The sequence below is a fragment of the Variovorax sp. RKNM96 genome, assembly GCF_017161115.1.
Lineage (GTDB): Bacteria > Pseudomonadota > Gammaproteobacteria > Burkholderiales > Burkholderiaceae_C > Variovorax.
Window position 1 is genome coordinate 6,129,768 of record NZ_CP046508.1, and the last position, 20,579, is coordinate 6,150,346.

Genomic DNA, 20,579 nt, shown 5'->3' on the forward strand with positions numbered 1-20,579 from the left:
TAAACGCGAATTCGCCAAAGAGCTTCCTGGGCACGCAAGTCCGAATCCTGCCGCTCGCTCTCGCGGCAGCCCTGCGTTACTACGCGCTCAAGCGCTCTGCCACCTCACGTGCACCGAGTTCTCGCACCGTTGCAAGGCTTTCGAGTTGTGCGGCCCGTGGCCGAGCCTTACCTTGTTCCCAGTGGTAGATCGTCTGCCCTGATACACCGACCAGTTGCCCATAGATCGCCGCGGAGAGCCCGAGCTTGGCGCGATGCGCCGCCAACCTGGCTGCGCTGAATCGGCGCTTTGTGCGCGCTTCCACTTCATCGCCGGGATCAACTGTTGCGGCGGGGCGCGTCGCTCGTTTTGCAACCCGACGCAGTTCCTTCTCGAGCACATTCATTTGGCGACGTAGCTCAGCAATCGACGCGCGATGCGCGACCGATGCCTTCTTGAGCGTTTCAATCTCAGCGCGCACTTCTTTGCGAGCAACGCGGGAGATTTCAGCTTTGAGGATTGAGGCAATATTTGGCATGGGTAAATTGTGCCGTTGCACTACAACCTTATCGGAGGGCAGATATCGCTTTGAGCGATCGCTTGCTCAAACCTAGGGTGCCTTTCGAAATACCCCAAAACACTGATGTGCTCGAGCTACAAAAAGGGCACTGACCAGAATCATTCACGCAGCGTGAAAACCACCGACAGGTAGGAGACCGGTTGTGCGTGTATTGCCTCGATTCCGTGCAGGGCCGTAGCATCGAACAACAACGAATCTCCTGCCTTCACCTCGATCGCCTTGGTGCCGTAGCGGTAGGTCACTTCCCCGGACAGGAAGTACAGAAACTTCAGGCCAGGATGCTGGAAGGTCGCGTAGGGCTCCGCATCGGGCAGCAGTGTGACCAGGTAAGGCTCAGCGAACAGGTTGCCTGACAGCAGGTGTCCTAACAACTCGCACCGGTAGTCCGCCACAGCCCCAATGCGGTCGACCACTAGTCCCTGACCGGCAGGCACGTGGCAGAAATCCGTGCGCCGCGCCTGATCCCCAAAAAACGTGAGAGCGGCACGTGCAAGCCCTGCGCAATGCGGTCCAAGGTCTCCACCGACGGCGAAACCAGACCACGCTCTATGCGCGAGAGCATCGAGGCAGAGTCCCGATGTCTGGGCCAGCGCACCAGTGGACGTCCCTGCCGCCATCCGAAGTGCCCTGATCTGCGTGCCGATCCGCGATGCCGACGGGCTTCGCACAGGTCCTGGTTGCGGTGCCCGGGCACGGGTCACAGATGCAGGCAAGCGCTGGAGACGCGACGTTGGAAAGGGGAAGGAGCCTGGGCTTTTCTCATCGTCTTACCACTTGCAGTCAACGAAGAATTCATTTTGACTTGAAAGATGTTGACTCAGAAGCGTGGCATGCGTGGCATATGCGGCATTGGAGTGACGGTGACGACGAGGATGTGGGCTCGGGCCGCGTCGACCAACTGCTGGGCGGCTATCTGTACGGCCCGGATCTCGTGCGCGCAAGCAGTCCGCGAAGGTGTCGAAGAAGTTCACTGAGGCCTGAATTCGAGGAGAGAGCCATGGCTGCCTGCACGCAGTGCCGAGAAATGACGGGAGCGTCGGCTACCGTGGTGTCGCACGATCAGCTTGTGAGGGGCGTGACGATGGGCATTGCTGCGGGGCGAGAGGCCGAGGCGTTGGATGGACTGGAGTGGTACGGTTGGTCAGCAATGGGTAATTTGAGAAGTTTGCGCGCGCAATTTGAGAATATCAAGGCGGACGTCACCCAGCATTGGACTTGGGGTAATCAGCCGCAATTTCGAATGAAAATCTGATCAGAATTCCGAACTGTGGCCTCCGCAAGCAGCAGGCGTAGCACCATGAAGACGTTTCGCAATGTCTTCAGTGGCAGGAGGTCAGAGGATTAGCGACTGCAGTCACTGCCTAGGACGGACTTGCTTTCCTCGATTGGTTCTGACCCAAGAGCCAACAGTTGGTCGACCGCCTTCTGAAACTTCTGTGAGTTGATGTCAGAGTCGGCCGCGCTGAATGAAACTTCAATGGCTCGACGTCCCTTGGGCAGCATCCATTCCTCGATCTTCCAGTCGCCAGCTTTGAGCCGGCGAACCCGGCTGCTGCATCCGAGCGGAATAACTTGAAGCTGCATGGGAAAAGCCGAACTGGCCGCAGCCTCGACTTCGCAGCTCCATGAAACCATACGCTTCGGGCCTATCGCATCAGCTACCTTCTCGCGTGACCAACCGATGTCCAACTCCAGCTTGGACTTCATTTTTGGACCGGTCAGCGGGCAAGACATACCCTGAAGTGCTGTCGTCGTCTGAATGCTTTCAGGGCCACGTAGCTTGTATGTGGACTCCGGGCCATCCTCGTTGCTGCGTTCGCGAGCTAGCACGACCAAGCCCGCAGGCACCGAAGGAGACTGGCCCGCTACCAGGTATCGCACCTCGAAGGAACGCTCCCTTGTCGTCCCAACATTCAAGGCGTCTCGTGCGGCTTCCGCTGAGACCGGCCCACCCTTGGACGGATCCCAGCGAAATGCGTATTCGGCTTCCAGCGCCGAAGCGCCGTGCCCCAATGTGCAGCCAAGGATCATTACCGACCATCGAGAGAACATTCGGCCTCCTAGGTATTGGAATGTGCGATAGAGATTTGATAGCAATAGCGAGGCGCCGCGCACCTAGCCATTAGAAAGATTGTGCGTGCTGGATTTTCTTGCCATATTGATTACGCTGCGCTCTCGGCGTTGAGACAACGTTTTCGCTGGATACGGCGAGAAGCAGCAGGAATCCCAATCCCGCATGTGCTCCTGGTATGCAGCGCGATCGGATGCCCCGGGAATCAAGTCCCGCAAGAGGAGGTAAGTAATGAATGCTCGGTTCTTTGCGTCGATCGCTGCTTTGGCGTTCGGATTGCCACCTGATGTCTCGGCACAGCCTTCCCAGTGCCGTGTCCACGCGAGCGGAAGCTTTGGTGGAAGCTCACTGAAGCTTGTGAGCGATCACTCGAATTCCGCGTCTCCGCGGTTCGTTGTGTTCAAGGCGCCGATGGCAGTTAACACTGACGGGGCTCCAACGTCTTATCACCCGCAGGACTTTCTCGGAAAAGAGCGGGCGATCAATCGACTGGACAACGGCATCGCAATCCGAACACTAGTTGGTGCGCGTCCCGACGTTGCAACGCAAGCCATGGTTGTTCGAGACTGGCAAAAAGCAAAGTGGATGGTCCCTTCCGGCTATCGGATCACATGGCAAAACGTCATCGCTTCTAGGGCCGATGGAAAGCCATGCGTATTCGTCGAAGGAGAAAATGCCGGCTTCTTCGGTTCGCTGACGAGCTTGAAGAACGGGCTGCCAGCCAACGAAGCGGGTGAGTGCGGAGTCAATAATCAGGTTGACCAGCGCTTCATTCCGACCATTGCGTTGCGCGGTGGAGCTTCCAACCCAATGACCGGGTGGGGTGCAAAAGTTGGCGATCTTGTTCTGGCCGTGAATCCGCAAACAGGCGCGTCTGTTGCGGGCGTGATCGGCGACTCCGGCAACGGTAACCGGATCGGCGAGGGCTCTGTGGCAATGAACATGGCGCTTTCTGGCAAGACCATCCAACCCCGAAACTATGCCGAGACGCTATCGCTGGACCTGAGCACTAGCATCTCCGTCGCGGTCCTACCCAAGAGTATTCTTTATAAGCGAGAGCGCCCCTATACGGCTCAGAACCTCACTGCCAGGGTACAGAACTGGGCGACGGAAAACTTTGGATCCCTCGACGCATTCAAGACGCTGCTGACCAATTGCATCTGATGTGGCGGGCTGACCGGCGGCGGACGGACATCCATGCGTGCCGTGCACAGCGCCAGTTTTTTGGAGTTATCACGAATCCGCCGACAAGACCATCCCTTAGATGGATGAGGTGATTCTCCAAAGAAGCGGGAATACTTCTGCCGTCCCGTGCACCGACTTCCGATATCCGCGCGGCGCAAATCAATCCGGGAGCGCGCGGCGAGAAGGTTCGCTCCGTGACTATTGAAGTCCGCAGATGCTATTGATGGATTGCACAGGAGCGCCTGTGCGTGCCGTGCAGGCGGACTCGTTGTACTACGCTCCGCATTCTCGCTAGCGATAGATAAAAAAAGAAAGAGGACACCATGGAGAAAGGTATCGCCGCCGCGCTGATTGCTTGCGCGCTCATGACCGCCTGCGCGACTCCGCTCCCGATTGTCGACTATGCAAGCACCGAGCAAAGAGAAGCAGGTACCTTTGCCCGCTATCAGCCGTTGAACAACTTCTACGACGTAGAGGATGTTATCGACGAATTCGAGGCCTATCACTTTCTCTACAGCCATGCGGCAAATGAGCTTCGGCTCAAAAGCCAGGGCGCAAATGAGGTCGGTTTTTACTCTTCACTTGTGGCAGTGGTTGCTGGGATCGCCAAGTCTAGAGATCCGGTCATTGCTGGCGGCGTACTCGCAGCGGGGTCGAGTATGTACAGCGAGCGGTACAAGCTCGAAATACAAATTTCAAACTATGAGTTGGCCTCCCGCGCGATGCGTTGCATGTACGTCGAGACGAGAGAGATTGGGACAGTCGATCTTGATTCGCTCAAATTCGTGATCGGCGGGAAAAATCTCGACGCCAAACCAGAGACATTGAGGATCGCCCGCGATGGATTTCTTGAGGTGAGAGACAAGATCTGGTCGCTTCAGGCGAAAGTTGTTTTAGGCACGCCAGATCTGGGAAAGCTCAAAGAGGTTGCAGCCACTGCGAAAGACTCATTGGTGGCGGGAACTGGACATGCACTCGTTGCAGCAGGGTTTGCTGTATCGGATGACGCGACTGCGAACTATCGCAATCGGATGAAGGCATGCACGGCGATCATCACGGGATGACGACGATGCGATTCCAGGGGCTAGACACGCTGAATTCTTGGTAGTTTGACATCTTCACCAGGGGAGATAGATGAACCAAATCTCAATAACTGACCTAGGTGGCTGGCGCCTTCGAAAAGGCCTTGCCGTATATCAATATGGCTTGGCTTTGCTGGTTGTTTCCGCAGCACTATCGACTGGCGCGAAAGCGGTCGCGGCAGGCAAACCCCTAGGATGCGAATTCAGCGACAAGATGCTCAGCTTCAAGGGCAGTGAACTCGAGCAGGCCAAATGCCTGTTGCGCCCGGTGAAGAAAAGTGGAAATTTAGGCGCGCCGCTGGCAACTCTTCCCGAGCCGCTCGAGTCATTGATTGGAAGCCCGGCAAAAATCGATCTGCCAAGGTTTAAATCGTACTTGGAGACCTTGGCGATACCTCAGGATGCTCTGGGCGGTAACCTTGACGCACCACTTTCACGCGCTCAAGGAAGTGGGCACCCTGCAGCTCGCTATTTCGTCATTCACGACGTCAGCTACAACGTCTGTGTGGACGTCGGAGAGTTGGCGCGATCGGACAAGCCTGACGCAGCATGGAATCTTGCGGCTCGTTGGGCGAACAACAAACAAGCCCATCTTTTCATTACTCGTGACGGAAAGCTAGTTTCCCCGCAGGGTCGTACCTTCGGGACCCCTCATCGTGCAACGAAGCTTGAGATGAGTGACGATGACACCAAGGGCTTGTTTCTCCACGTTGAGAATGTGCAACTGAGAACTGCAGAACTTGAGAAGGGGCAACCTGCACGCCTCAAGCCAACTAAAAAGAACAAGGTGGGGGATTGCGTGAATGACCGAATTGCGCAAGTTCCAGGTTTCAGCGATGTCCAGCTTTCCCGCCTTGCTCTTGTCTATGTCGCAGCAAGTCATCGCGCTGGAAGTTGGTTGATTCCGGCGTACCACGCCACCATAGACGATGGGATGTCGGATGGTCATGACGACCCGCAGAACTTTGACTTGTCGAAGTGGAGCAAATATGTTTGCGATCACTTGACGGCTTTAGGTGCAGCCTGTTCCCGATGAGCGGTGTTGTTCTTTCGTAGTGCCGCATTCTGTCGCAGCGGGATTGCGAGGGAAGGTAGAGCCTCCGCACTGGGGGCTGGCACCATTCGACCCCGATAACAGTGCGCTATCCCGCGATGGATTTCGCCGAGGCGAGGTGCTGGAGATAGCGTCGCACTTCGCGTAGAAAATTGATCGCGATAGAGTTGATCGCGGGTCAATCTGCTTGGCGGATTTCCCCAAGCTGGTGTTTTGCAGACAGCAGCCTTTGTGAGCGGGCACACTGTCAAAATCTAACTTGGTTCTTTGGTTAGGGAGCGATGGCTCCGTCTTCTAGAGGATGGCAAACAGACAGAAAATAGGTCGTAACGCATCATGTCTCGCCGGTACCTCGACGTTCACCGTGCTGTCGAGTCCGACCAAGGATGGACAGCTTTACGACGCTGTGGCGGACCAGATGTGGCCGCAGGGCTACCAGGCACTTAGCAGCCGCGGGGAAAGCTATGAGCGCCGCGGGGTGCACGAGCGCAATCGCTTGTTCGGAATGGCGATATGGCTGCTTCAGGATTGGCCCGATCGCTTCGAGATGTGCGTGCGCCACAGTGGTGCGCGTCGATGGGGCTTCTTGGCTCATCATCCCAATCTGCCCCCGTGGTTCAAGGCGCAGTGCGGCAAGGATTGATGAGAATTAAGTCTCGGCAAGCGGGCCGACATGGTTTGCGACACACGCTGCAATGGCTCCTGCACGTAGCATTCCTCGAATCAAAATCCGCCGTCTCACATGGACTCCCTCCTCACCGCAATCTTCGCCGCCGCTGCAGCTCTGGCAGGCGTGGCCTTGACGAGCTATACGAACTTCCAGACCCAGCGGCGCAATCATCAGTTCCAGATGGATGCCGAGGCTGCCAAGCACGATCGGGAAAAGGCCGACAAGCAGACGGCGACAAAGAACGAACGGATCACCCAGGCGCACATTGCGCTGAGCCGGCTGGCCCGGGAGTTCTCGATGACAAGCCTCGACATCCTTTGGCGCGCCGGCATGAAAGCCGAAGCGTACGACCAGCGGTATCTGGCAGCTTGCGCGGAGATGGATTCGCTCCGGGCATTCGCCGAACTGTACGAGCCGGGGCTGAGTCCTGAAATCGAAGAGTTGCACGGGCAGATGAATCTCTTCTGGGGACACTTCAACAACGTGCTCCATAGAACGCATCTCGGCTATGCGGTCGACGATCAGAGCTCGTCGCTTCAGAGTGCGCACGCCGCGGCCCGCGAAATCGGCTCCAAGGCGCTCTTGGCCAAATGGCAATTGGCCCGCCTTGTTCCCAGGTAGACAAACTGGCCGCAAGGCTAGATCCGACCCACTTGTGTATAGGCATCACATAAGCGTGGTGTAACAGGTAGTATTCCGATCAAAGTCGCTCGAATTCTGACGCGCGCAGCGCCACCGAACATCGCTGCGGGCTGGCGATCGAGCTCGCGCGGGAGGCGCTGCTCTGCGGCCTTGGCGGCGTCGACTGAGCGGTCTTCTCGCAGGACTGCACGGCTTTCACGTGCACGAAAGAAAGCGCCCCGAGGTCCCTTGAAGCTCAGCGGCCAATCGGTGTGGCGGCTCGGTCGGGTTCGAGAAACTGCTGTAGCGTCCCCAGCAGTTTCGACAAGTCGGCCGGTTTTGCGAAATGGCCGTCGAATCCTGCCTCGAGCGCTTTGTTCCGATCCGACTCTTGGCCGTAGCCACTGAGCGCCAGCAGCGCGATCTTGCTCAGGCGAGCGTCGGCGCGCACTCGCCGCGCAAGGTCATAGCCGCTCATGCCCGGAAGGCCGAGATCGAAAATGCCGCCGTCCACGCTTTCCCTCTCCAGCAGCGCCAGCGCATCCTCCGCGTTGCCGGCCGTCAGCACCTGATGGCCTTCGAGAACGAACCACTCCGCCAGCGATTCCAGGGCGTCCGCGTTGTCGTCCACGAGCAGCAGGCGCAGCGTTCTGGCGAATGGCTCGTGAGCAGGGGCGGCTGCAACCACGCGGGCCGATGCCGTGGACAGCGGGAGTCTCACGGTGAAGGTGCTGCCTTGGTCCGGGCCGGCGCTGCTTGCCTCGATGCTTCCCCCGTGCAGTTCTGTCAGGCTTCGCGCGATCGCCAGCCCGAGACCCAGCCCGCCGCCGGCGCGCTGGAGCTGCTGTTCGGCCTGGACGAAACGGTCGAAGACGTGGGGAAGCAACGCGGGCGGAATACCGACGCCTTCGTCCGCCACGACCAGTTCCGCTTCGGCGGCGGTCGTGCGAAGGGCGAGCGCGATGCGCTGCGCGGGCGAAGTGAACTTCGCGGCGTTGTTCAGGAGGTTGCACACGATCTGCGCAAGCCGCAGCGGATCTCCGGTGACGGGAACAGGCTCGGCCGGCAACGAAATCGACGGCATCTCGGCCTTGGTCTGCAAGGCGGGGAGCGTGAGCTCGATAGCCTTGGCGACGATGTCCCGCAGATCGAGCGGCTCTGGCCGAAGCACGATCTTTCCCGACACGATGCGGGAGATGTCGAGCAAATCGTCCACGAGCCGCGACAGGTGCCTGACCTGCCGCTCGATGATCTGGCGTTCGCGCGGAAAGGCCTTGTCGTCCTTGCGCTCGATCAGGCTGAGCGCCAGCGAGATCGGCGCCAGCGGATTGCGAAGCTCGTGACCCAGCATCGCGAGAAACTCGTCCTTGGTCCTGCTCGCGACTTCGGCTCGGTTCTGCGCGTTGCGGGCTTCCGCGAGCAGGCGCACGTTGTCGAGGGCCAGTGCGGCGCGCTGCGCGAGCTCGCCGATGAGCGCGCCGTCCGCAGGCGTGAGCCGGCGCCTGGACTCGTCCTGCAAAACCGCCATGGCACCGATGGTCCGGCCGCGCGCCACCAGAGGCACGACACATCCGGCGGTGATGCCGAAGGCCTGCGCGAATTCACGCAGCTGGGGATCCAGGTCCTGAATGGCGTTCGGTTCATCGAGATTGCGCAGGAACGTCCGGCCGGTGGCGATCGCCCAGGGAAACGAGCCTTGCGCGTCGGGCGATGCCGTGCGGGTGCTCACCATGCTCGCGATCTGCGCGCTGCGCGCCGGATCGAAGTGATGCGTGAGCTTTCGCTCGAGCACGCCGTCCTCGTTGAACAGGTCGATGCGGCAAAGGTCGCCCACGGCCGGCACGATGATGGCTGCAATCGCCTCGAGCGTGGAGGCTTCCTCCAGGGAACGCGAAAGCACGGCGCTCGCGCCGGCGAGCCGTTCGAGCCGCTCCTGCGCCGCCTGTGCGGTGGTCAACGCCTTGCGTTCGGCTGCCAACAACGCTTCGCGCTCGAGCTCGTGCTGCGCCCGGTGATCGGCCGAGGAGACGAGCGCGGTCGCCACCGCGTCCACCTCGCGGATTCCGGAAGCCTGTGCCGTCACCGGGCGTCCGAGGCCCAGGGCATCCGCGCTCTGTTGCAGTCGAGCGATCGGGCGCGTGATGGACCGCGACATCCACCAGGACGCCAGCCCACCTACCAGCAGCGAGACGAGCAGGCCGAATCCGTACACGATGACCGTGCGCTGCAGCGCGTCGTCCGCCACTGCGCGCGGGGCGCCGAGCGCCGCCGTCCAGGCGGAGAACTCGAGTTTCGCGACGGCTGTCTGCATCCAGATGCCGTCCACGTTGCGGCTCACGCCCACGTCCTCGTGACGATGCTGCATCGAGCGAAGCATCTGCAGCAAAGATTCGCTGGGGGGCATCCCACGAAATCGCTCGTCCTCGCGAGAACGCGCGACGCGGAAGTTGCCAGCATCGAATATCGAAACCGACCAGCCCTCCGGGATGCTCTGCCGAGCAAGCACGTCCGCGATCGCTTCGGGCCGGACAACGGCCGTGAGAACGTAGCGCACCGCGCCGTCTCGAACGACCGGCACCCGCACGGGGAAGGCAAGATTGCCGTTCGGGCCCTTCACCATCAGGCCGACAACGGGCTTTTGCGTTCGCACGACCGCTGCCAGGCTCTCCGGCTCCATGGCTTGCGCCCCCGAGCCCGTGACGGCGCCTTCGGTGCTGAACAAGACCTTGCCATCCGGTGCCAGCAGGAGGACGCCACGCCAGTCGGCGTGCGAGGCGCGCAGTGCCTTGGCGAGCAACATGGCGTCGACCAGTCCCGTCTCCTCGCTCGCGCCTAATGGTTCCGTAAGCGCCAGCGCTTCGAGCGCCGCGACGGTCAATCGGAGCTCGCCGTCCACGGCGGTGGCAAGCGCCCTGGCAACGCCCAGCGTGGTGGTCTGGATCTGATCCCGCTGCGCTTTCAGCAATCCGTCCAATGCGAAGCCGCATACGACCGCCAAAGGAAGCAGCGCTGCGGAAGCGACAAGCAACAGGCGGGCCGAAAGGTTGGGAGCGCGCATAAATGCGAGTTCGGTCAAGAAATTCGGCTATTGTTGCTCAGGCCGGACCGATCTCACGGGATCACCGCCATCCCTTCGAGTATCGACGGCAAGGGCTAGGTCCGCGCGTCTCGACAGTGACTTCTTCTTGGGCACTTCGGCAATGCGACAACCCGGGGTTGATCCCGACGAGGCACCGGCGCTATGGCGAATGGCGTCGCCGCACACTTGGTGCTCGCGGTGGGTTGTGGCCCAATCGCTGACTCAGCGGAGCCTCGCGGGGCTGGCTTCCAAGCCGATCGCGATGGGCAGTTGCTTAGTACATTTGGTCAGTTCTCGAAACGCTGAGGTAAACGCGGCTATGCACGAGAGCCGCGGGACACGGCCACACATTTGATTTCGACCAGCAGCCCGGGGTGGGCGAGTTCCACAACGCCCACGCACGTCCATGCGCACTGGCCTCTTGGGAAAAGCCTGTCCTTGACCGTTCTAAAGACGGCCATGTGCTCCCGCATCTCGACGTGGTAAGTGGTCATTTCAACAACATCCTCAAAGGTGCATCGGGCTTCGGCCAAGACCATCCGAAGATTTTCCCAAGCTGCCACGAACTGCTGCTCTGGATCCGATATGACTTCCAGTGCGGCCGTGCGACCCACTTGGCCGGCGCAATAGATCGTTGCCCCCACTTTGATTGCAGGGGCATAGCCGGCCCGTTCAGCAAGAAGCTTCATGGATTGCGGAAGTACGATTTCTCGTTCAGTCATGGGAGTGGTCAAAGTAAAAATGGATGCGGCTGCTGTCGTTGGACAATAGATCGACTGCACCAAGTATCGGCTCATGACCATATCGGGAGGCGTGCTGCGCCAATGCGAAGTACGTGAAGTCAAAACAAGACTTCTCCGATGCATTCGACGCCAATGAAGATTCAACGTGCGGACATTTCTCGACTCCCGCGTCAGGAGCCCACCTGTTCGCCCGCTCTTTCGAGTTCTTGCATTCTTTGATACGAATCACAGCTTGTGCTCAGGCATTGGTCCGCGCTCGTAAATCCAATGGGCGAGTTCGACCATCCCCTCTTCGGTGATGCAAGTGACTGTCGCAACCTGCGAAGGCGCATATTGCCCTGTTGATTCGAGGGCATGAATCTCAGCTTCGATCAGGCCCGTTGCCTTGAGCACCGACACGAGTCTGACTTCCTCTGGCGTTTCAACTCGCAGGGGCAACCTAAGATGCTGGAGCCTCATCAGGAAATAGAGCGGCATAGATCCTTGCAGCCAACCTGCGGATGCAGATCGTCCTTTGCAAGGCAATACGCCACGATGTTCTCCGCAGTTTCGATTTGACAAGTAAAGAAGGGCGCGGCGAACCAAGTCAAAAGGCACTGGAGGGCATTGGTTGATCCAGGCCGGTATGAAAGAACGCTCGTCTCGTATGAAATTCCCGGCCTGCCGTCCGACAAACCACTAGGCCGCTGTCTCCGTACTTGAGTAGGTTTCTTCCACAACCAACTCCTACTACTGAGGGTGACAGCAATGAATTTCGTTCGAATTCCCCTGCATGCCTGCGTTCTCGCAGCCTGCGCGATGACGGCATCCGGCGCTTTCGCCTCCAGCCACCGCGAGGCGCCCTCGATCGCCGGCATGCCGAAGGTCGACGCCACCGACTTCTACATGTTCCGCAGCTACGAGACCGGCCGCCAGGACTACGTCACCCTCATCGCGAATTACCAGCCCGACCAGAGCCCGTACGGCGGCCCGAACTACTTCGCGATGGACCCGAACGCGCTCTACGAGATTCACCTGGACACCGACGGCGACGCGGTCGAAAACATCACCTTCCAGTTCCGCTTCAAGAACACGCTGCGCGACATCCAGCTGCCGATTGCCGGCAAGCAGGTCTCCATTCCGCTGGTGCAGGCCGGCGGCATCACGGGCCCGAACCAGGCCACCAGCAACCTGCGCGAGACCTTCACGCTGAACATCGTGCGCGGCGACCGCCGCACCGGGGTGAGCGAGGCCATCACCGCGGCCGGAGGCGTCAAGGAATTCGACAAGCCCACCGACAACATCGGCGACAAGACCTTCGGCGGCCCGACGGGCTATGCCGCCTATGCGGCCCAGCATCTCTACAACGTCAACATCCCGGGTTGCGCGGCACCAGGCCGCGTGTTCGTCGGGCAGCGCAAGGACCCGTTCAGCGTGGCGCTGGGCCAGGTCTTCGACCTGATCAACCTGAACCCGCTCGGCGCGCCGAACGGCAATCCCGACGCGCTCGCGGGCAAGAACGTCACCACCATGGCGCTGGAGGTGCCCATCGCCTGCGTCACCACCGCCGGTAAGCCGATCATCGGCGGCTGGACCACCGCGAGCGTGCGCCAGGGCCAGCTCGTCGCGAGCCCGCCCAAGCGCGGCCACGGCACCACCACGCTGGCCGGCGGCGCATGGGCGCAGGTCTCGCGCCTGGGCATGCCGCTGGTCAACGAGGTCGTCATCGGCCTGAAGGACAAGGACCGCTTCAACAGCTCCAGGCCGAAGGATGACGGGCAGTTCGCCGACTACGTGACGAACCCGACGCTGCCCGCGCTCGTGCAGACGCTGTTCCCCTCGGCGCCGGCGCCGACCAACTTCCCGCGCACCGACCTCGTGGCCGCGTTCCTGACCGGCGTGGAGGGCGTCAACAAGCCCGCGAACGTGACTGCCTCGGAAATGCTGCGGCTGAACACCGGCATCGCTCCGACGCCCAAGGCCAGCCAGAACAACTTGGGCGTCCTGGGTGGCGACACGGCCGGCTTCCCGAACGGCCGTCGCCCGGGCGACGACGTGGTCGATGCGGAACTGCGCGTGGCCATGGGCGTGCTGTGCGTGGCCACCGGCGCCACCGACACGCTCAAGGTCGGCTGCAAGCCGTCCGACGCGCCCGCGGGCTCGGCGGCGATCACCGACGGCGCGCTGCAGAGCGCGGCGCAGTTCCCGGAAACCTTCCCCTACCTGAACACGCCGCTGCCAGGCGCTCAATGAAGAGAACGCCATGACAAACAAGTTCTATCGCATCGCCGGCGCGTTCCTGGTCGCCGCAACCCTTGCGGGCTGCGGCGGTGGGGGCGGCGGCGGAGGTTTCAGCTTCTATCCGTTCCCACCCGCCGGAGGCGGACAGCCGCCGACGACGCCCCCGCCGCAAGCGGACGCGTACGACACCTTCATCGCCTATGTCAAAGCGCTGGTGACAGGCGGTGGACTCGATACGGTCGAGCCCGCGAACGTCGCGATGTTCGACCCGCCGCCGACCTCGGAGACCAAGGATCCCGTCTCCACCGAGTGACGACAGTGCGCCGGCGCCTGCAAACACGGTACGCGCTGCAGGCAGGCGCCGTGGCCCTGCTCATGGCCGCGGCGACGACCTGGGTCGAAGCCGCACCACGCGTTCCCACGGACGACAACGAAGTAGTCGAGTCGCTGCCCTCCGTCGCCGGATGGTCGCGCGAGGCGCGCACGCTGCGCCGCGAACTCCAGCAACGGCCGACGGACACGGCGGTGGCCGTTGCCGCGGCCGGCCGCTACCTTGAGCTGGCGAGGTCGCAGGGCGATGCGCGCTACGCCGGCAATGCCATGGGCGCCCTTGCCCATTGGGCGGCCGCCCCACCCAACGAGACGCCGCCGGCCGTGCTGGTGATGCGCGCCACCATCGCGCAGTTTTTGCACGATTTCGACGGCGCGGAGGCGCTGCTGAAGGCAGTGCTCACCCGGCAACCGGCCAATGCACAGGCCTGGATTACGCTGGCCACCATCTATCGCGTGCGCGGTCGCTACAACGAATCGGACGCGGCCTGCCGCGCGCTTGGCCGGGTCGGGCCGGCCCTCTACGCCCTCGCCTGCCTGGCGGAGAACGCGGGCCTCCGCGGCAATTACGACAAGGCGCGGACCGCATTGAAGCGGCTGCTGGACGACCCCCAGCTTCAAACCCGCGAGCAGGCCGGCACGCGCCAGTGGCTGCTCACCAGCCTGGCCGAAATCGAGGAGCTCGCCGGCCGCCCCGCCGAGGCAGACGTCATCTATCGCCGCGCCTTGCAGGCCGAGCGCTCAGGCTACCTGCTGCTCGCCTACAGCGACTACCTGCAGCGCGCCGGCAGGCCGAAAGAGATCCCCGCGTTGCTCGGTACCGAGGCGCGCAGCGACGCGGTGCTGCTTCGCATGGCCATCGCCGCCCGCGGCCTCGAAGGGGCACACACGGACGCGGTCGAGCTCAAGGCGCGCTTCGGTGCGGCGGCCGAGCGCCCCGGCACCACCGCGGTCCATGCGCGCGAAGAAGCGATGTTCGCGCTCGACGTCGAAGGCGACGCCCGGCGTGCGCTCGAACTGGCAAGGCTCAACGTGAAGCTGCAGCGCGAACCGATCGACCTGCTGCTGTTCGCACGCGCGGCCGTCGCGGCGCAGGACGAACCGGCGCGCGCCGAAGTCAAGGCCCTGGTGCAGCAGATCGGCCTGCGCGACGCGCGCGTCGACGCGCTGCTTTGAACCTCACGCCATGAGCTCCTCACGCACCCACCGCTCCCTGTTAGCCTCACTGTTCTTCTGGGCGCTCGCCTTCGTCGTGCTTCCCGCGCACGCCCACAAGGCCAGCGATGCCTACCTGCAGCTTTCACGCGACGGCGACCGGATCGATCTGCGCTGGGACATCGCGCTGCGCGACCTCGATGCGGTGCTCGACCTGGACGCCAACGCCGACCAGAAACTTTCCTGGGGCGAGATACGCACCCGCCTGGACGACATCAAGGCCTACGCGCTGGGTCGGCTTCGTCTGCAGGACGGCCAGTGCGTGCCCGCCGAGACACAGCCACCTGCCATCGAGAATCGCATCGACGGCGCCTACCTCGTGCTGCAGATGCGCGCCCCCTGCAGCGCGGCCGCCGCGCTGTCCATCGACTACCGGCTCTTCCAGGACGTGGACCCGACGCATCGCGGCCTGCTGCGCGCGGAAACGAGGGGCTCCGGCGTGCCGCTGCTGCGCTCGCTGGATCCGTCGGCCGGTCCTGTCTCCATCGAGTGGGCGGGTGCGCAAGGCGCCGCGGCGCCCGCCAGCTTCTTCGGTGACGGCATCCACCACATCCTGATCGGCTACGACCACATCCTGTTCCTGATCTGCCTCCTGCTGCCCGCCGTGCTGAAGCGCCGCGACGGCGGCTGGACGCCGGTGCTCGCATGGAAGGATGCTGCATTGCCGATGCTCGGCATCGTGACGATGTTCACCATCGCGCACTCGATCACGCTGGCGCTGGCGGGGCTGAAGATCGTGACAATCTCGCCACGCATCATCGAGCCCGCGATCGCCGTCACCATCATCGTCGCGGCGCTCGACAACATCTGGCCCGTGCTGCGCGGCCGCCGCAAGCTCTTCAGCTTCTTGTTCGGCCTGATCCACGGCTTCGGCTTTGCAGGCGCGCTGGGCGAACTCGAGCTGCCGACGCACCAGTTCGTGCTCGCCCTGCTGCAGTTCAACCTGGGTGTGGAGGCCGGCCAGTTGGCGGTAGTGGCCGTGGCGCTCGTGGTGCTGCTGGGGCTGCGCAACTGGCGGCGGTATCCGCCGCTGGTGCTGCACGGCGGTTCGATGGCCGCGGTGGCTCTCGCCACGGCGTGGCTGTGCGAACGCGTGCTCGACGTGAAGGTGCTGCCGTTCTCGTAAGCCCTGAATCCGGCCGGCGGCGGCTCGCGTACCTGCAGACATACCGCCGATGAACCGCTTCACCATTTCCCTCGACGAACAACTCGCACGGCAGTTCGAGATGCTCGTCGTGCAAAAGCGCTACACCAGCCGCTCCGAGGCGGTGCGCGATCTGATCCGCTACGGATTGGGCCGCGCGGGCCTCAGGGGCATGCAGTTCGACGCCGCCGTATCGTCGTGCATCGCGAGCGTCAGCTACGTGTACGACACGCGCGAGCTCGCGCTGGCCTCGCGGCTCCAGGCGCTGCGCCATGCCCACCATGGCATGGTGATCGCCTGCCATCAAACCCCGCTGGACCACGGCAGCTGCATGGAGTGCGTGGTGCTGCGCGGGGCGGTTGGCGCCGTGCACGACGTGGCAGATCAGCTGATCTCGCTGCGCGGTGTTCGCCACGGCAACGCGAATGTGGTGGCGTTGACGGACGATGCGGCACCGCACGTCCATCCGCACCCGCACCCGCATTCACACGAGCCGGCGCCGGCCCACGCGCATTCGCACTTCACCCCTTTGAACTGACGCGGGCCCCGGAAATGGTCAAAACGTCCAGCGCGCACTGACACGCGCGCTGCGCGGCTCCATCGGGTGCACGTGCCGATCGTTCACGCCGCCGTTGCACGAACCGGACACCACTTCGCCCGCCGAGCACGATGCATAGGCGTACTCGATGTCATTGCCTTTCTTGCCTGCTAGGTTGAACACGTCGAGCCCGAGCGTCAGGTTCTTGTTGACGGCGTAGCGCGCACCGAAGTTCAGCAGCGTCGCCGACCGTGAACGGATCGTGTTGGTCGTGTCGAGCGCACGCGGGCCGAGGTAGCGCAGCCGCAGCGATGTGGTCAACGGGCCGTCGATGTAGGTCAGCCCCGCGGCAAAGACGCGCTCGACGGCGTTGTCGACATGGTTGCCTTCGCCTTCGGGCGCGAGCCCCCTGAAGCGCGCGCGCGACACCGCGCCGTCCAGCTCCGCGCGCCAGGCGCGGTTGAGCTTCCAGCGCATTGTCGCCTCGATGCCGCGGCGGCTGCTGGCGCGCCCGGGTTCGGTCGTGCCGGCGTCGCCGACGTACACGAGTTCGGAGTCGAGCTGGAGCTGCCACAGCGCCACCGTCGCCGTGAAATTCTCGTCGGGCTGGAAGCGCCAGCCCAGCTCCGCGCCCCGCCCTTTGACGAGCGCCGGCACGCAGTCGGCGGCGGCGCCATTCGTGGGGTCGATGGCGATGGTGGCGCCGCGCACGTCGTTGCTGTGAAAGCCGACGCCCGCGTTCAGATAGAACTCGTGCTGCGGCGTCAGCGCAAAGGCCAGGCCGGCCTTGGGGCTCGCGATCGCGTCGTGCCCTTTGCCGCTGTTGACCGCGCCATACGTCGGCTCGCGCCCGTCGACGCGGTAGCGCAGCATGTCGCCGCGCACGCCGACGTAGCCGCGCAGCCGGTCGGTGAAATACACCAGCTGCTGGCCGTACACGGAGAACAGGTCCTGCGAGACCTTGTCGTTGCGCACCGTGGAGAGCCGTTCGCGGGCCTGCGTGTTGTAGAGGCCCACCTCCGAGATCCGGTCGCCGCGCCAGCTCGCACCGAAGCTCAGGATGCCGTCCAGCCCGCCGAACTTCGTGGGCATCGTGCGCGCGGCCTGCGCGCCGAAGATGCGCCGGCGGTCGGTCTGCTCGAACTGGTCGCCGTTGACAGGGTTGCTCAGGAAATAGGTGAAGTCGGAGAAGAGGTCGAAGCGGTAGTCGATCGCATAGGCACTGATCGTCGTCTCGCCCTCCGGTCCCTTGTCGAACCATTTTCCCGACAGGCTCATGCGCTGGGTGTTGCCGCCGTCGGTGGGGTTGAGCGAGCCGAAGCGCGAGAGCTGGCCGCTGTCGATCAGGCGCTCGGGCACCTGGTCGGTCGAGGTCCAGCGGCTCTTGTAGGCCATGCCGGTGATGCTGAAACCGTGTGTGGGCGAGCCCTGCGAATAGCGCACCACGGCACTGACCTTGCGCAGGTTCTCGGCCACGTCCCAGGGGCCGTCGTTGCCCTCGATCTCGATGGCGCCCAGCCAGGTCTGGTCTTGCCGGGTTTGCGAGCCCGCAGCCAGCAGGCGGCGGAAGTTGTTGGTGCCGAGCGTGAGTTCGGCAAAGGGCGCGTCCAGCACGCTGAAGTAGTCGAGCGATGCGCTGCCCGCGAGCGAAAAGTCGCCGCCCTCGGCGAAGTACGGTCCCTTGCGGTAGCGCACGCCTGACACGAGTTCGGGAATGAGGAAGTTCAGGTCGGCGTAGCCCTCGCCGTGACCGTGCGTGGGCATGTTGACCGGCATGCCGTCGACCGTCACGGCGAAGTCGGTGCCGTGGTCGAGGTTGAAGCCGCGCAGGAAATACTGGTTGGCCTTGCCATCGCCCGAGTGCTGCGTGGCGACCACACCCGGCACCGCCTCGACGATGTCGCCCGGCCGCAGCTTGGGCCGGGTCTGGAACGACTCGCGCTCCGCCGCGCCTTCGCTCGCGCTGTCCGCATTGCCCACGCTTGCATCCCGCGGACCACGCACCTCGATCTCGGGAAGATGGCTCTGCTGTGCGCAGGCGGCGGCGCTCCCGAAGAAGATACCCAGCCAGATCTGGTGAGGGGCAGTCGCAAGCTTCGGCATCGGCGCTCCGGGGAGTGGGAAAGGGAAGGTCGTCGGAACGTATGGCGACCCGCAGGTCGCGGCTCGCCACGGCGGCATTCGATGCCGCCGCGGGAGCACTGTTTCTCTGAGCAGCCTTACTTGGGTAGCAGGACCTTGTCGACCACGTGGATCACGCCGTTGGACTGGATGACATCTGCGATGGTCACCGTTGCGGTGCCGCCGTTCTCGTCGGTGATCATGACCTTGCCGCCGCTGGCCTTGGCCGTGAGCGTCCCGCCGGATGCAGTCTTGAGCGAGGCCGTGCCCTTGCCGTCCATGATCTGCTTCGTCAGCGCTGCAGCGTCCAGCTTGCCGGGGACGACGTGATAGGTGAGGATCGTGGTGAGCTTGGCCTTGTTCTCGGGTTTGAGGAGCGTATCGACCGTGCCTGCCGGCAGCGCAGCGAACGCGGCATTGGTGGGCGCGAAAACCGTGAACGGACCTGGGCCCTTCAGCGTTTCGACGAGCCCGGCTGCCTTCACTGCCGCGACGAGCGTTGTGTGGTCTTTGGAGTTCACTGCGTTGTCAATGATGTCCTTGGTGGGGTACATAGGTGCGCCACCGACGGTGACTTGCGCCATGGCGGTGAAGGAAGCCGCGGTCACTGAGAGCACCACTGCGGCAATTGCGAAACGGTTGAGTTTGCTTTTCATGTGCGAAGACTCCGAGCGTTGATGTCAGCACAGGATGCGTACCGACTGAAAGATGTACGAGTACTTCGACGGATCGGATTCGAAATGCAGCGCGTTGATCGTCTCGGGCCAAAAAGGCAGCTTTGACGCTCGGCGATCATGGTCACCGTCAATTCGCCGGGAAACATCGGCTCGCGGCTGGTCAACCATAGGAGGTTTCAGTCGTAAGGGGCTGTGCTGATCTGGTCGCGCTAGAGGTCCTGGCCACGCAGATCGAAGCGTCGATTCGGGGCGTCGCCTTTGGACAGTATCTGCAGCAATAGATGTTCACCGCCCCGCGGAAGAGAACACTTCTTTCGTTGATTCGATGAAGTCCTCGACGACCTTCGACCTTGGTTGGTGAGCGGGCAAAACAAATGAGCATTCGAAGGGGATCGATGGCGCAATGGGACGGAACACGACGTCAGGATCGCTGAAGTGCCTCGCAGTGAAGGGATCGATGACAGCAATCCCCAGATTGCCGCGGACGAAGTTGCACGCCGAGTACGCCAGTGTTGTCTCGATCGGGCGGCGATACCGGATACCAGCGGCGTCCAACTCCATCTCCAGGCGCACACGCAGCGGGTTGTTCTGGCTCAGCGAAATGATCGACTCGCCTTCGAAGTCCTCGATGGCAATAGTTTCCTTGCCAGCAAGTCGATGATCGCGGCGAAGCACACACACCGCTGGCAAGCTTTGAAGTGGGTAGACATCCACGCCCGGGTACTCGATATTCTTCTGGTGCACGAAGCCGATGTCGATCTGATTCGCGCCCGCCAGCTCGAGCACGCTCAGGGAATTGCGGACGTCCAGTGAGATCACCACCTCCGGATGGGTCGCTGAAAACGTGTTGACGCACTCGCAAAGCACATGGAGCGCCAACGCGCTCAAGGACGCGATGCGGAGATTTCCGATCCGGACCGACTTCAGATCCTGCGCGACCTTTTCGACCTGTTCGATGCCCCGGTAGAACAGATCCACCTCACGAAAAAGCCGCTGGGCCTCGGCGCCAGGAATCAGCCTGTTGCCTTCCCGCCTGAACAGCCGAAGGCCAAGGGACGCTTCCAGATCCTTGATCAACCGGCTGACCGCCGGCTGGCTCACTCGCAGCCGCTCGGCCGCAATGGTCATGCTGCCAGTCAGCATGACCTTCCTGAACGCATCGAGCTGTCGAGGATTGAGTTCCATGCTTTCAATGTAAGCGCTTGACGCGAGGGTTCGGTAGCCCCGAGCGCATAACATTCCTTTATACGCGTCCAGCCGTTTGTGCAGT

The 20,579-nt window shown here is 62.5% G+C and carries 19 protein-coding genes and 1 pseudogene; 11 read left to right on the plus strand and 9 right to left on the minus strand.

Annotation, left to right across the window (positions count from 1 at the left end; genetic code table 11):
• Positions 1-79: 79 nt before the first annotated feature.
• On the minus strand, positions 80-517 hold the full coding sequence (locus GNX71_RS28495; RefSeq protein ID WP_206175525.1) for a helix-turn-helix transcriptional regulator: 438 nt from the start codon (positions 515-517) through the stop codon (positions 80-82).
• Between the two features lie 140 nt (positions 518-657).
• Positions 658-1,176: pseudogene (locus GNX71_RS28500) on the minus strand (XRE family transcriptional regulator).
• 380 nt (positions 1,177-1,556) lie between these two features.
• Here GNX71_RS28500 and GNX71_RS28505 point away from each other — a divergent pair.
• Positions 1,557-1,811 carry a hypothetical protein gene (locus tag GNX71_RS28505; protein ID WP_206175526.1) on the plus strand — a complete coding sequence of 85 codons (255 nt, stop codon included), beginning with the start codon at positions 1,557-1,559 and terminating at the stop codon, positions 1,809-1,811.
• An 89-nt stretch (positions 1,812-1,900) separates the two neighbouring features.
• Here the strand turns inward: GNX71_RS28505 and GNX71_RS28510 are convergent, their stop codons facing one another.
• Positions 1,901-2,611, minus strand: coding sequence for a hypothetical protein (locus GNX71_RS28510; protein WP_206175527.1), 711 nt, complete (start codon positions 2,609-2,611; stop codon positions 1,901-1,903).
• Between the two features lie 250 nt (positions 2,612-2,861).
• On the opposite strand from GNX71_RS28510, the gene GNX71_RS28515 reads away from it, so the two are divergent.
• The 5 genes from GNX71_RS28515 (at position 2,862) to GNX71_RS28535 (ending at position 7,242) form a co-directional block, all read left to right on the plus strand.
• Positions 2,862-3,794, plus strand: a complete 933-nt coding sequence (locus GNX71_RS28515; RefSeq protein ID WP_206175528.1) for a hypothetical protein — start codon at positions 2,862-2,864, stop codon at positions 3,792-3,794.
• Between the two features lie 344 nt (positions 3,795-4,138).
• On the plus strand, positions 4,139-4,879 hold the full coding sequence (locus GNX71_RS28520) for a hypothetical protein (RefSeq protein ID WP_206175529.1): 741 nt from the start codon (positions 4,139-4,141) through the stop codon (positions 4,877-4,879).
• Between the two features lie 70 nt (positions 4,880-4,949).
• On the plus strand, positions 4,950-5,933 hold the full coding sequence (locus tag GNX71_RS28525) for a hypothetical protein (protein WP_206175530.1): 984 nt from the start codon (positions 4,950-4,952) through the stop codon (positions 5,931-5,933).
• A 319-nt stretch (positions 5,934-6,252) separates the two neighbouring features.
• On the plus strand, positions 6,253-6,594 hold the full coding sequence (locus GNX71_RS28530) for a hypothetical protein (RefSeq protein ID WP_206175531.1): 342 nt from the start codon (positions 6,253-6,255) through the stop codon (positions 6,592-6,594).
• 99 nt (positions 6,595-6,693) lie between these two features.
• The gene (locus tag GNX71_RS28535; protein ID WP_206175532.1) at positions 6,694-7,242 is read left to right on the plus strand and encodes a hypothetical protein; all 549 of its coding nucleotides are present in this window, start codon (positions 6,694-6,696) and stop codon (positions 7,240-7,242) included.
• Between the two features lie 256 nt (positions 7,243-7,498).
• On the opposite strand, the gene GNX71_RS28540 is transcribed toward GNX71_RS28535, so the two are convergent.
• The 3 genes from GNX71_RS28540 to GNX71_RS28550 all read right to left on the minus strand — a co-directional run bounded on the left by GNX71_RS28540 (position 7,499) and on the right by GNX71_RS28550 (position 11,463).
• Positions 7,499-10,318 carry an ATP-binding protein gene (locus GNX71_RS28540; protein ID WP_206175533.1) on the minus strand — a complete coding sequence of 940 codons (2,820 nt, stop codon included), beginning with the start codon at positions 10,316-10,318 and terminating at the stop codon, positions 7,499-7,501.
• A 320-nt stretch (positions 10,319-10,638) separates the two neighbouring features.
• Positions 10,639-11,043, minus strand: coding sequence for a RidA family protein (locus tag GNX71_RS28545; RefSeq protein ID WP_206175534.1), 405 nt, complete (start codon positions 11,041-11,043; stop codon positions 10,639-10,641).
• Between the two features lie 246 nt (positions 11,044-11,289).
• Positions 11,290-11,463: a hypothetical protein gene (locus GNX71_RS28550; RefSeq protein WP_241027079.1), complete on the minus strand. Its 174-nt coding sequence runs from the start codon at positions 11,461-11,463 to the stop codon at positions 11,290-11,292.
• Positions 11,464-11,811: 348 nt separating this feature from the next.
• Here GNX71_RS28550 and GNX71_RS28555 point away from each other — a divergent pair, with 348 nt between their 5' ends.
• The 5 genes from GNX71_RS28555 to nikR are packed head-to-tail and all read left to right on the plus strand — an operon-like array spanning position 11,812 to position 16,511.
• The gene (locus GNX71_RS28555; protein ID WP_206175536.1) at positions 11,812-13,296 is read left to right on the plus strand and encodes a DUF4331 domain-containing protein; all 1,485 of its coding nucleotides are present in this window, start codon (positions 11,812-11,814) and stop codon (positions 13,294-13,296) included.
• A 10-nt stretch (positions 13,297-13,306) separates the two neighbouring features.
• The gene (locus GNX71_RS28560) at positions 13,307-13,597 is read left to right on the plus strand and encodes a hypothetical protein (RefSeq protein WP_206175537.1); all 291 of its coding nucleotides are present in this window, start codon (positions 13,307-13,309) and stop codon (positions 13,595-13,597) included.
• A complete protein-coding gene (locus tag GNX71_RS28565; RefSeq protein WP_241027080.1) occupies positions 13,594-14,790 on the plus strand; it encodes a tetratricopeptide repeat protein in 1,197 nt (398 codons plus the stop codon). The genes GNX71_RS28560 and GNX71_RS28565 overlap by 4 nt, the downstream gene beginning before the upstream one ends.
• 10 nt (positions 14,791-14,800) lie before the next feature.
• A complete protein-coding gene (locus tag GNX71_RS28570; RefSeq protein ID WP_206175538.1) occupies positions 14,801-15,955 on the plus strand; it encodes a HupE/UreJ family protein in 1,155 nt (384 codons plus the stop codon).
• Between the two features lie 49 nt (positions 15,956-16,004).
• Entirely contained in the window at positions 16,005-16,511 is a 507-nt protein-coding gene (nikR, locus tag GNX71_RS28575; protein WP_206175539.1) for a nickel-responsive transcriptional regulator NikR, read from the plus strand.
• Between the two features lie 18 nt (positions 16,512-16,529).
• Here the strand turns inward: nikR and GNX71_RS28580 are convergent, their stop codons facing one another.
• The 3 genes from GNX71_RS28580 to GNX71_RS28590 form a co-directional block, all read right to left on the minus strand.
• Positions 16,530-18,614, minus strand: a complete 2,085-nt coding sequence (locus GNX71_RS28580) for a TonB-dependent receptor (protein WP_206175540.1) — start codon at positions 18,612-18,614, stop codon at positions 16,530-16,532.
• 116 nt (positions 18,615-18,730) lie between these two features.
• Positions 18,731-19,288, minus strand: coding sequence for a fasciclin domain-containing protein (locus tag GNX71_RS28585; RefSeq protein ID WP_206175541.1), 558 nt, complete (start codon positions 19,286-19,288; stop codon positions 18,731-18,733).
• Positions 19,289-19,594: 306 nt separating this feature from the next.
• Entirely contained in the window at positions 19,595-20,494 is a 900-nt protein-coding gene (locus GNX71_RS28590) for a LysR substrate-binding domain-containing protein (protein WP_206175542.1), read from the minus strand.
• Between the last annotated feature and the right edge of the window lie 85 nt (positions 20,495-20,579).